Below are 11,438 nucleotides of genomic sequence, written 5' to 3'. Positions count from 1 at the left end.
TAACGTTAACGCCACGCCGGTAACGGCATATGAGGAGAGTCCATGACGCGCGATATGACGGGTGACTTTCAAACGCAGCGCCACGCTGTCGATCAAATGCCCTACCCGACGCTAACGGTGCGTCGTGACCGGCTGGCCCGCCTCGCGCGTATGACCAAGCATCACCAGCTTGAGATTATCCGCGCGATTCAAACGGATTTTGGTCAGCGCAGCGAGGTGGAAATACGCATGGCTGAAATCAGCGCGGTGCTCCACGCCATTCGCCATGCCAGACTGCATCTATGGCGCTGGATGCGCCCTTGGTCGGTCAGCATGCCGTGGCGATTGATGCCTGCCCGGGCACGCATCGCGCCGCAGCCGCTGGGCGTTGTCGGCGTGATGTCACCCTGGAATTACCCCTGGAGTTTGGCGCTAATGCCGATAGTGGATGCATTTGCTGCGGGCAATGTGGTGATGCTTAAACCCAGCGAGCACTCCCCCGCTACCAGCGCCCTACTGCAGCGACTGGTGCCGCAATACTTCACCCCTGAAGAACTCAAGGTAGTAGAAGGCGATGTAGAGGTGGCGCGTCGTTTTAGCAGTTTGCCGTTCGATCACCTAGTGTTCACCGGCTCCAGCGCGGTAGGTCGGCAAGTGGCCCAAGCAGCCGCGGCGAATTTGACCCCAACGACGCTTGAACTGGGCGGCAAGTCGCCCGCCATCGTGGCAGGCGATGCGGATTTCGACAAAGCGGCAGCAGATATTATTTTTGGAAAAGGCATGAACGGCGGGCAAACCTGTATCGCCCCCGACTACGTGCTGGTTGAGAGCCGCCATATTAATGCCTTGGTTAAAGCGTTGAGCGAGGCTATTCAACGGCAGCGCCCCGACGATCATGCGGCCACCCACGCGATTAACGCGGCCCACCAGCAGCGGCTAGATGCCATGCTGCAAGAAGCCCAAGACCACGGCTGCAGAGTCATCGATCACGGCACTCATGCCCCAGCGCTGATTATCGACCCCCACCAGGGGCTACAGGTGATGCGCGAAGAGATTTTTGGCCGCTGCCTACCGGTAATTGGCATTAGCGATATGTCGGCCGCAATACGTTATGTGAATGCCCGCCCTCACCCGCTGGCACTGTATGCCTTCACACATGATAAGGGCTTACAGCAGCAGTTGCTGCAAACGACACGCTCTGGCGCACTGGTGTTTAATGCCACGCTTCTTCATCACGCCGTTCCTTCACTGCCCTTTGGCGGCGTCGGCGAGAGTGGCATGGGCGCCTACCATGGCCGTCACGGCTTTGAGCGTTTTAGCCACTTACGCAGCGTTTTTTATCAATCAAAACGCACCTCGAGCCACTTGCTTTATCCACCTTATCGGCGCTGGTTAATGAAATTGTTAGGAGTCGGTTAAAGCTTAAGAACTGATGATCGTTTGCTAATAACAAATTTTCACAATGCCCTTATGATATATTTCACATACGCTCTACGTTGGAATTATCTACAAAGCCCACGTAAGCACAGCAGAAACTGCCCTGAGCATTTGCAACAGCTTACTGAAACTCGTGGGAAAACTTTTGTAAGCATAGGAAATTTGCTGCTTTCCATACACGACACGGAGACCGTTAATGGCTCATGACTTACTTGACCGCTTACGCGAACGTTTAGAAGAACTCAACCGATCGGAGCGTAAAGTCGCCAATGTAATTCTTGAAGACCCAACGGTCGCCACCAGCCTAAGCATTGCCAGCCTGGCCCAGGCAGCTAGCGTCAGCGAACCCACGGTTAACCGGTTTTGCCGTAACTTTGGCGCCAAGGGGTATCCCGATTTTAAAATCAAATTGGCCCAGAGCTTAGCTGGCGGCACACCCTATGTGACCCGTGCAGTGGAGCCTGGCGACTCCGCCACCCAGTACACCCACAAAATCTTTGGCGCCACCATCGCCGCCCTCGATGAAGCCCAGCGCGACATCGATATGGGTGCTGTCGAGCGCATGGTCGACTACCTTACCCAGGCCAAGCAGATCCATATTTTTGGCTTGGGTGCCTCTGGCGCGGTGGCCCAGGATGCCCAGCACAAGTTCTTCCGCTTCAACCTGCCGGTGATGGCCTACATTGATGTGCTGATGCAGCGTATGGTCGCCGCCGCTTGCCATACGGGGGATGTGGTGGTGATTATCTCCTACACCGGGCGCACCCGGGAGCTGGTGGATATCGCCCGTTTGGCGAGGGATGCAGGGGCCGTCGTTCTTGGTATAACCGCGCCAAACTCGCCACTGGCCAACGAATGCACCGCCACCCTGGATGTCGCTACCCCCGAAGACACCGACCACTACATGCCGATGACCTCGCGGGTAATTCAATTAACGCTGATTGATGCGCTGGCCACTGGGGTAACCTTGAGGCGTGGTGAAGACTTCTTACCCCACCTCAAGAAAATCAAAGACAGCCTGCGCGACACCCGCTTTCCGGTAGAAAAGCCCGGTAAGTGAATGATAAATAGCAAGTGAATGGAAAATAGTGAAGGGTGAATGGTGAGTAGCGAATAGAAAGCAGTTAGCTCACTGCGGCAGTCACCGTAATTTCCACTTTAAGCTCATCGGCGGGCATGGGCGCGCAGACGCAGGTGCGCGCCGGTGCGTAGCCTGCGGGCATCCAGGCATCCCATACCCCGTTCATAGCGGCAAAGTCACTGCCCTCTTTCAGGTAGATCGTCGCGCTAAGCAGCTGCTCACGGCTTGAACCAATCTCTTTCAGTAGCGCATCCACCCGCGCCAGCATGCTTTCCGTTTGGGCAGTAATGTCGCCCTCGCGGGCCTCCGGGCCAGCCACTTGGCCGCACAAATAGGCCACGCCCTGGTGAATCACCGCACGGCTCATGCGGGCTTTTGTATCGTGGCGTTGAATGGTCATAGGGAAAACTCCTAGTGGGTTTAAGAAAAGCAGTCTAAACCGCTTGGCTTATCCTTGACTATGCCTTCTTATCAAAGCCGATCCGTAGGTACCGGCCGATGCTCAAAGACCCGCCGCAGCACAAAGCTGGTATGCGCGCCGGTAACACCCTCGATGCGGTTAATCACATGCAACAGCAGGTGTTGGTAGTCATCCATGTCCCGCACCAGGATTTTGAGCTGAAAATCCGCCGCCTGACCGGTAATGATCAGGCACTCGATAACGTTGGGTATCTCACGAATATGGCGCTCAAAATTATCGAAGCGCTCCGGCGTATGCTGATCCATGGAAATATGCAGCAGCGCCATTAACTGATAGCCCAGTTGGCGGGAATCGACCTCCGCACGGTAGCGCAGTATTAGGCCGTGCTCCTCCAGAGCCCGCACCCGGCGCAAGCAGGGCGAAGGCGAAAGCCCGATTCGATCAGCCAACTCCTGATTACTGATGCGCCCCTCCTGCTGCACAATATCCAGAATATGGCGATCAAATCGATCAAGCGACAGCGGCATTACGGCCATAGAAAGCAGCTCCTACCAATAAAAGCAAATTATGCGATATTTAATGTCAATTATTGGCGATAACACTACATTTTCGCAATAACCTTTCGTCGCTCTCCGCATACACTATGTCAAGTACGAGATAGCTAGTAAAAGATAGTCCAGTAAGAGATAGCTCAGTACCACAAGAGTCATTGCCACAAGCAGCCCCTTAAAGTGCCTCACCCTGGCACTGCAGCAATGCGGCATACGCCACAAGCGGCCGCTTTTAACAACTCACCGCCTTTAGGAAACTCACCATGTCTGCTTTTGATCATCGCAAATATCGCCCTGCGCCCCGCGTACCTGCCTTCAATCGCCAATGGCCAGATCGTGACCTGGATCATGCCCCGATCTGGGTGAGCGAAGACCTACGCGACGGCAATCAGGCGCTGCTTGAGCCGATGACCGTTGAGCAAAAGCAACGCTTCTGGCAGCAGATCGTTAAAGTGGGCATTAAAGAAGTCATGGTAGGCTTTCCTTCGGCCAGCCAGCCCGACTACGACTTTGTGCGTTGGCTGATCGAAGAGAATCAAATTCCCGATGACGTCACCATAGCGGTACTAGTGCAGTGCCGTGAACACCTGATTGAGAAGACCTTTGCCTCGCTGGTGGGTGCCAAGCGCGCCATTGTTCACCTATATAATTCCACCTCCACCATTCAGCGCGAGCGGGTGTTTGAGATGGATCGTGCCGGGATTGTCGATATTGCGGTACAAGGGGCCACCTGGGTCAAAACCTACGCCGACCAATACCCCGAGATTGAGTGGTGTTTCGAGTACACCCCGGAAAGTTTCTCCAGCACCGAGATCGATTTTTCGCTGGAAATCTGCGAAGCGGTGATGGATGTGTGGCAGCCGACGCCAGAGAATAAATGCATTCTCAACCTGCCCACCACGGTGGAAGTGGCCGGGCCGCACCATCACGCCGATCAGATTGAGTACTTTTGCCAGCACATTAGCCGCCGCGACAGCGTGATTATCTCGGTGCACACCCACAATGACCGCGGTGGTGCGGTAGCCTCTGCTGAACTCGCCCTGCTGGCCGGCGCCGAGCGGGTAGAAGGCACCCTGCTGGGCAATGGCGAGCGCACGGGCAATATGGATATCGTCACCCTGGCGATGAATCTCTACAGCCAGGGCATCGATCCTGAACTGGATCTATCCAACCCTGATGAAATCATTCAGGTGGTCAACGAGTGCACCGGTATCGCTATACACCCGCGTCACCCCTGGGTGGGCGAGATGGTCTACACCGCTTTCTCGGGCAGCCACCAGGATGCGATTCGTAAATCCCTCAAGCACCAAAAACCCGACGAGCCTTGGCAAGTGGCTTATCTGCCCATCGACCCCCATGATATCGGCCGCGATTATCAGGCGGTAATTCGCGTCAATAGTCAGTCCGGCAAGGGCGGTATGGCTTTCCTGCTTGAGCGGGATTACGGCATTAACCTGCCGCGCTGGATGATGCTGGCTTTGGCCCCCTTTGTTCAGCAAGAGAGCGAGCGGCGCGCCAGCGAACTCTCCAGTGAAATGATTCGCCAGGTGATGTTCGACAATTTCACCCAGGAAGCGCCCCTATCTCTTGTGGATTATCAGCTCTCCAAAGGCCAGCAGGAAGGCATTGAGCTGACACTGAAACAGGGTGACGAAACGCTGCGCCTTTCTGGCAAGGGCAACGGCGCGATGTCGGCATTTACCGATGCGTGGCAACGCCACTCCGGCAGCAGTGTAGGGATTATCGATTACAGCGAGCATTCGCTGGGTGCCAGCAGTGAAGCCAATGCCATCGCCTTCGTTCAGCTCAATATCGATGGCCAACGGCTTTGCGCAGTGGCCGAAGATAGCGACACCGTGAGTGCATCGCTCAAGGCACTGTTGTCAGGTATTAACGCAACGATTAATCCTGGTCAGACAACTGAGCAGCAGCAAGAAGCTGCCGCCGAAGCGTAAACGGCTTGGCTCTAAGGAGCAGGGTCTAATCAGCACACTCAATACACTTCAGCACTAATGGGTCCCAGGTGAGGCGTTTGGCCCCAATCCATTCGCCGCACTCTATACACTCACCAAAGCTTTCACTCTCAATGCGTTGCAGGGCAGCGGCAATCTGCTTCAACTTTAGCTGACGTCGCTGCTCGCCTGCTTTGGCCATCGCTTGCCCTTGCATTGCATCCATACGCGACAGCCGACCTACCGACGTTTGATCCAGCATCACCGTATCCCGGGACTCTTCACTGCTGGCGCTCTCCTCGCGGAGCGTGGCGTCAAGAGCAAGTAATTTCTCACGGATAACGACTATATCCACCTCAGGGTGATTCATCTGCACCTCCCACTAGCCTACAATCATTTACCAACAATCGTTAACCTACTAATTATTTGATCGCGAAGGGAACGTTACGATGGGCTATCGCACCCTGCTGCGCGATCACCGCAGCGTACTCAGTATCGCTTTTCTAGCGATGTTTAGCTCAAGCCTTGGGCAGAGCTACTTTATTGGTCTTTTTCAAGCGCCCCTTTCAGACCACCTGGGTCTTAGCGTCGGCCAGTTTGGCACCGCCTATGCCGTGGTTACCCTGATAGCGGGTTTCTGCATGCTGCGCTTTGGGCCCTCCATCGACTGGATTAACCCACAGCGCTTTGCGGCAATCGTCTTGTCACTGCTGTTAACCGGCGTTGTACTGCTTACCTTATCGCCCTGGTGGTGGCTGGGGATAGTCGGCCTTGGCATAGTGCGGCTATGCGGCCAGGGCATGTTGACCCATTTGGGTAACACCCTCGCTGCCCGAGAGTTTTCCACCATGCGCGGCCGTGCCATTGGCCTGGCTAACCTAGGGATACCGCTGGGAGAAGCGCTGCTGCCCCCGTTAGTGGCGGCTGCGCTTATCTGGAGCAGTTGGCAAACCTTCTGGTGGCTACTGTGTGGCGTCATCGCCTTGCCTTGGCTGTGGCTACTGTTAAAAGCACCTTGGCCCGACGCACCGGGCGTTAAACCAACCAGGCAGACGCCCCATGGCCCTCGTCCCTTTCGCGAAAAACGCTTTTGGCTGCTAATGCCACTATTAATGGCCCTCCCCATCACCATGACGGGGCTGTTTATCTATCAAGCGCAATTAACGGAGTCTCTGGAGAGCTCCCTGGCGGTTTACGCCCTGGCGCTGACCGGCATGGGAATCGCCAAACTGCCGGGGGCCTTATTAGGAGGCCGCTGGGTGGATAAACTGGGCCCCGTAAAGCTAGCCCGCCTTTACCTACTCCCCTACGCCTTTGCCATGGTGATGGCACTCACCATTGGCGGGCATATCAGCATTTGGGCATTGATGGTAGGGGGTGGCTTGGCCATGGGCGCGCAAGAGCTGATCGCCTCAGGCCTGCTAATTAAGCTATGGGGAGCTGAGCACCTAGGCCGGGTACGCTCTGCGCTTAGCGCTGCCATGGTGTTCTCCACCGGCGTCGCGCCTGCGGTGCTGGGGTTAGCCCTTGGGGCAGGCGCTCCGTTCCATGTGCTTCTGTTGGGCATGCTGGTGTTTATCATCGCCGGTTGGCTACTGGCTCAGCGTGTACTGCGGGAAGCCTCCACTATCCCGGCTGAGCCATAAAAGTGCAGAAATCAGCGCAAAATCAGCACCGGCAACTGGGCATTACGCAACATTGTGGTGGTAGTACTGCCGACCAGCAGGTGACGGATCCGCGAGTGGCCGTAGGCGCCCATCACCAGCATGTCGATATCATGCTCTTGCTTATAGGTACGCAGGGTCTCTTCCACCTCGCCCGCGCGTATCGCCCCTTCGGCGGTGTGCCCGGCCTCGCGTAAGGTTTCCAGCGCCCAGTTCAGTTGCGAGCGGTTTTCAGCGGTTTCAGCGCCCACAATCACCACGTGGCAGGTAGCACCCTCAAACAGCGGGCTTTTGGCCAGCATTTCCACGCCTTTACGAGCCGTTTTACTGCCGTCAAACGCCATCATCACATTGTGCGGTTGAGTAAACTCTTTCGGCACCATGAGAATCGGGCGATGCATTTCCCGCACCACGCGCTCTAGGTTGGAACCTAAATGACCACTGGCTTGGTGCGCCGTCTCGCCCCGCTTGCCTACCACTAACAGCCTTACATCTTTTTCATTCTCGACCAGGGTTTCCACCAGAGTGCCGTTGCGCTGCAAACACTGCGGGTCGGCAATACCGGCGTTGGCCGCGCGCTCCTTAGCGGCGTCGAGTAGCAGGCGGCCCCGCTCGCGGGAAACTTTGGCATGCTGCTCTTCAATAGCTGACAGCTTTTCCAGCAGGTGCTCTCTAGTACCTAGTCCCAGGTTACCGGTTAAATCCGGCTCGGCTACCTGGGCATGGTTATCCACGGTATGAATAAAACTGAGCGGAGCATCCAGGGCTTGGGCGGCCCAAGCCGCATAATCACACACGCCTTCTGAAAACTGAGAACTATCAATAGCTGCCAACACGCGATCTGACATGAGGTACTTCTCCTTGAGCATCAACATTATTTTTATATTCTCACCCTTTTCTACACGAACTCATTGACCCGCGACACCCTAGGCTTTGTTCGAAAACTGCTACGCTCGCCTATACGGCGTTAAAAATCATCTCAAAATGCTCATTTACACCCCGTAAATTCGCACGCGAATCCGATCCTTTTTTCGTTGATTTTTGCCTTGTCTAGCCTTCGCTCGCCGACTTTTCGTACAAACCCTAAAACGTTCTTACGTGCTTCGGACGCTATAAAACGCACATGCTAAACTTAGCAGCCTATTGAAGTTGGCGACTCGGAGGAAAGCATGGGGCATGGCTTAACAAGCGTACTGTTAGTCGCACTAGGCGGCGCGCTGGGCGGGATGGGACGATTTGCGGTTTCAAATCTACTCGCCCGCTATCTCGGCAAGGCCTTCCCCTGGGGAACCCTGGCGGTTAACGCCAGCGGAGCCTTTCTAGCGGGCTGGCTGCTCGGCAGCTTAGGTATCGCTAGCGCCCCCTCTTCTGTATGGCTGTTCACCGTCGGAGGTGTGTTAGGTGGCTACACCACTGTCTCCTCTTTTAGCTTGCAGACCATTGAGCTATGGCAGGGCGGCCAGCAACTCCGCGCAGGCATTAATGTGGGCACCACGCTGCTGCTTGGTTTAGTCATGGTCACCCTGGGCTGGTTGTTATCAGGGGCTTCTCTGTCAGGAGCGACCTTATGAGCGCCTGGAAGGCTTACCTTGCGGTAGGTGTCGGTAGCGGCGTGGGCAGCGCGCTGCGCTACGGCGTTTCGCTATTATCCCAGGCAGCACTAGGGGGCTATTTCCCCTGGGGAACACTCATTGTTAACGTACTGGGTTCGTGCTTAATCGGTTGGTTGGCCGCCACCCTCTCGCGCTCCCCCCACAGCCAGCTAGCGCGTTTTCAGCCATTATTGGTGGCCGGTTTTTGCGGCGGTTTTACCACCTTTTCGCTATTTAGCTTAGAGACACTGCATCTGGTGCAGTTAGGCCGCCCGGGGATTGCGCTGGTTTACATTGTGGTTAGCCTTCCCCTTTGGCTGGGCGCTGCCGTGGTGGGTGAGCGCATGGCGCTTTTTCGTTAGCAAAACAGCCCCGATTGCAAAACCGTTAGCGACAGGATGTGCCAGCATGCGCGATCAGATGGAAAAGCATCAGTCTTGGCTCTACCTGATTTTCATTGGCTTAGGCCTAACGTTAGGCATCAGAGCACCGCAATTCGCTGAGCCGCTAGCGCATTTTTTATGGCCGCTGTTAGCGGTGCTGCTTTACGCCACCTTTACGCAAATTCCTTTGCTGCATATTGCCCGAAGCTTCGCTGACACACGCTTTATGGCCGCGTTGATGGTCGGTAACTTTATTGCCATTCCAGCCTTTTTAGCCCTTACCGTTATTTGGCTACCACTCTCCCCCGCCGTGCTGGCAGGCGTTTTACTGGTACTGCTGGTGCCCTGCACCGATTGGTTTATCACCTTCACGCATTTAGGCAAGGGCGATAGCGCGCGGGCCGTTGCCGCCGCCCCACTACTGCTGCTGGTGCAGTTAGTCGCGTTACCCGTTTATTTGTGGCTGTTCCTGGGCAGTGAGTGGTTTCAGCTAACGCTCTCTAAAGAACTATTGAGCGCTTTTGCAGGGCTTATTCTCACGCCTTTAGCACTCGCCTGGTTAACCGAGTACATAGCCCAGCGTCACAAGGCAGTTAAACGCACCGTGTATTACCTGGGAATACTGCCAGTGCCCTTACTGGCCTTAGTGGTGTTTATGATCGCCGCTTCCCAGGTCAACACTGTGTTCGGCCTTAGCCAAGTGTTGGTTCAGGTGGTGTTTATTTTTATTGGTTTTTTACTCTTTGCAGCTCTATTGGGTAAGGGGCTTGGCAAGTTGTTTAAGCTACCCACCGCCAGCGCTAGAACGCTAGCGTTTAGCTTTGGTACACGTAACTCTTTTATGATGTTGCCCATCGCCCTGACGCTACCCAGCGCTTGGCAGGCGGCGGTTGTGGTGGTGGTGTTTCAATCACTGGTAGAGCTATTTGGTATGGTGACACTCTTACGCTGGGTGCCCAATAAGCTACTGCCAGATCCCTAGCTTGTGTTAGATAGCGATTAGCTAACGCGGGAATAACCGCCCAGTACCCCCTGCTTACTCATCACCAGTTGCCAAAGATGAATTTCTCTGGCTCGGAAAGCACCGGCGCAACTCAGCAGGTAGTAGCGCCACATGCGATAGAAACGCTCGCCATACTGGCTTTCGAATGTGGGCCAGTGCCTCTCGAAATTATTGTGCCATGCCATCAGAGTACGGTCGTAATCAGCCCCAAAGTTATGCACATCCTCCACCACAAACAGTGCTTCGGCGGCATCAGCTATTTGCCCCAAGGTGGGCAGTTCGCCATTGGGGAAAATATATTTATCAATCCAGGGGTCAGTCACCGTGTTGCTTAAGTTTTTGCCGATGGTATGTAGCAAAAACAGGCCGTCATCCTTTAAGCAGCGGCTAACCACGTTCATATACTCGCGATAATTTTTATGCCCCACATGCTCAAACATGCCGATGCTGACAATACGGTCAAACTGCTCGCTTTCATTGCGGTAATCCTGCAGTCGAAACTCTACCGGCAAGCCCTTTTTGATCAATCGTTGCCCAAACTCCGCTTGCTCTTTGGAGATAGTCAGGCCCACGCACTCAACACCATAGTGCTCAGCCGCGTAGGCCATGAAGCTTCCCCAGCCGCAGCCAATATCCAGTACGCGCATGCCTGGCTTTAATTGCAATTTACGGCAGACGAGATCGAGCTTGGCTTCCTGGGCCTCGTCCAGGGTTTTGGCATCTTTCCAGTAGCCGCAGGTGTAGGTCATGCGCTGATCGAGCATGGCCGCGTAGAAGTCATTACCCAGATCGTAATGCTTTTCGCCCACTTCCCAGGCACGCTTCACCGTTTGCCGATTCAGCAGGCGCGAACGCAGAGAGTGATAAATCAATTGAGTGGGCTTGATACGCTGCCCGAGCTGGGCACGCATTAAGCGGTAAAACAGCTCATCAAGCCGATCGGCGTTCCAGTCCCCCTTCATGTAGCTTTCGCCAAACCCAAGATTGCCTCGCGAAAGAGCGCTATCAATAACGCCGGGGGCATTCAATTGGATATCCCAGGGGCGGTGCCCGTCGAAATGAATATCGGCTTGGGCCAGTAGCTCAGCAACAAAACGGTGGGAAGTAGAGGCTTCGTCGAAGCCAACAGGCTTTTTTTCCAACATAGGCATGTTCACAGCAGGCTCCTTACGCTATTCCAGTGGGTGAATAGGTTACAACCTGACTACTAGCATAGAAGCGCATGGCAACATTAGCATCATTTGATGGAGATCATTTATGCACTGCAGAGACTAAAAAGCCGGCTCACTCAAGAAAGAGGGCCGGCTGCGAAGGTAATACGCAAAGCGAGCTAAACGGTTATGCGCTGCTGCTTTTTTTGAGTTTTAGCTTATTG

12 protein-coding genes are annotated in these 11,438 nt (G+C 54.9%); 7 read left to right on the top strand and 5 right to left on the bottom strand.

All coding sequences use genetic code 11. The features are described from left to right. The first annotated feature begins 42 nt into the window (after nt 1-42). Together HZS52_RS11105 and HZS52_RS11100 are read left to right on the top strand one after the other, a co-directional pair. Nucleotides 43-1,398, top strand: coding sequence for an aldehyde dehydrogenase family protein (locus HZS52_RS11105; protein ID WP_022522350.1), 1,356 nt, complete (start codon nt 43-45; stop codon nt 1,396-1,398). 214 nt (nt 1,399-1,612) lie between these two features. Beyond that, a complete protein-coding gene (locus HZS52_RS11100; protein WP_009287337.1) occupies nt 1,613-2,476 on the top strand; it encodes a MurR/RpiR family transcriptional regulator in 864 nt (287 codons plus the stop codon). A 64-nt stretch (nt 2,477-2,540) separates the two neighbouring features. Here the strand turns inward: HZS52_RS11100 and HZS52_RS11095 are convergent, their stop codons facing one another. After that, complete coding sequence (locus tag HZS52_RS11095; protein WP_022522349.1) at nt 2,541-2,897, bottom strand: RidA family protein; 357 nt, start codon at nt 2,895-2,897, stop codon at nt 2,541-2,543. A 71-nt stretch (nt 2,898-2,968) separates the two neighbouring features. Next, nucleotides 2,969-3,454 (bottom strand): Lrp/AsnC family transcriptional regulator, encoded by a 486-nt coding sequence (locus tag HZS52_RS11090; RefSeq protein ID WP_022522347.1) that lies wholly within the window; start codon nt 3,452-3,454, stop codon nt 2,969-2,971. A 278-nt stretch (nt 3,455-3,732) separates the two neighbouring features. On the opposite strand from HZS52_RS11090, the gene HZS52_RS11085 reads away from it, so the two are divergent. After that, nucleotides 3,733-5,424: a 2-isopropylmalate synthase gene (locus tag HZS52_RS11085; RefSeq protein WP_009287338.1), complete on the top strand. Its 1,692-nt coding sequence runs from the start codon at nt 3,733-3,735 to the stop codon at nt 5,422-5,424. A 25-nt stretch (nt 5,425-5,449) separates the two neighbouring features. Here HZS52_RS11085 and HZS52_RS11080 read toward each other — a convergent pair whose 3' ends face one another. Continuing rightward, nucleotides 5,450-5,791, bottom strand: coding sequence for a TraR/DksA family transcriptional regulator (locus HZS52_RS11080; protein WP_027958037.1), 342 nt, complete (start codon nt 5,789-5,791; stop codon nt 5,450-5,452). A 79-nt stretch (nt 5,792-5,870) separates the two neighbouring features. On the opposite strand from HZS52_RS11080, the gene HZS52_RS11075 reads away from it, so the two are divergent. Next, entirely contained in the window at nt 5,871-7,067 is a 1,197-nt protein-coding gene (locus HZS52_RS11075; RefSeq protein WP_190374748.1) for an MFS transporter, read from the top strand. Between the two features lie 11 nt (nt 7,068-7,078). On the opposite strand, the gene HZS52_RS11070 is transcribed toward HZS52_RS11075, so the two are convergent. Next, a complete protein-coding gene (locus HZS52_RS11070) occupies nt 7,079-7,933 on the bottom strand; it encodes a universal stress protein (RefSeq protein WP_190374747.1) in 855 nt (284 codons plus the stop codon). A gap of 321 nt (nt 7,934-8,254) precedes the next feature. Here HZS52_RS11070 and HZS52_RS11065 point away from each other — a divergent pair, with 321 nt between their 5' ends. The 3 genes from HZS52_RS11065 to HZS52_RS11055 are packed head-to-tail and all read left to right on the top strand — an operon-like array spanning nt 8,255 to nt 10,042. Further along, nucleotides 8,255-8,656: a fluoride efflux transporter FluC gene (locus tag HZS52_RS11065; protein ID WP_027958039.1), complete on the top strand. Its 402-nt coding sequence runs from the start codon at nt 8,255-8,257 to the stop codon at nt 8,654-8,656. Continuing rightward, the gene (crcB, locus tag HZS52_RS11060) at nt 8,653-9,039 is read left to right on the top strand and encodes a fluoride efflux transporter CrcB (protein WP_027958040.1); all 387 of its coding nucleotides are present in this window, start codon (nt 8,653-8,655) and stop codon (nt 9,037-9,039) included. Before HZS52_RS11065 ends, crcB begins: the two co-directional genes overlap by 4 nt. 46 nt (nt 9,040-9,085) lie before the next feature. Further along, nucleotides 9,086-10,042: an arsenic resistance protein gene (locus HZS52_RS11055; RefSeq protein ID WP_009287340.1), complete on the top strand. Its 957-nt coding sequence runs from the start codon at nt 9,086-9,088 to the stop codon at nt 10,040-10,042. Nucleotides 10,043-10,059: 17 nt separating this feature from the next. On the opposite strand, the gene cfa is transcribed toward HZS52_RS11055, so the two are convergent. Next, nucleotides 10,060-11,220, bottom strand: a complete 1,161-nt coding sequence (gene cfa / locus HZS52_RS11050) for a cyclopropane fatty acyl phospholipid synthase (protein ID WP_423250066.1) — start codon at nt 11,218-11,220, stop codon at nt 10,060-10,062. Nucleotides 11,221-11,438: the final 218 nt, after the last annotated feature.

This window comes from Vreelandella titanicae (assembly GCF_014697095.1).
GTDB lineage: Bacteria > Pseudomonadota > Gammaproteobacteria > Pseudomonadales > Halomonadaceae > Vreelandella > Vreelandella titanicae.
Note: the sequence above shows the minus strand (reverse complement) of the source record. Positions and strands in the feature narration are given on the sequence as shown.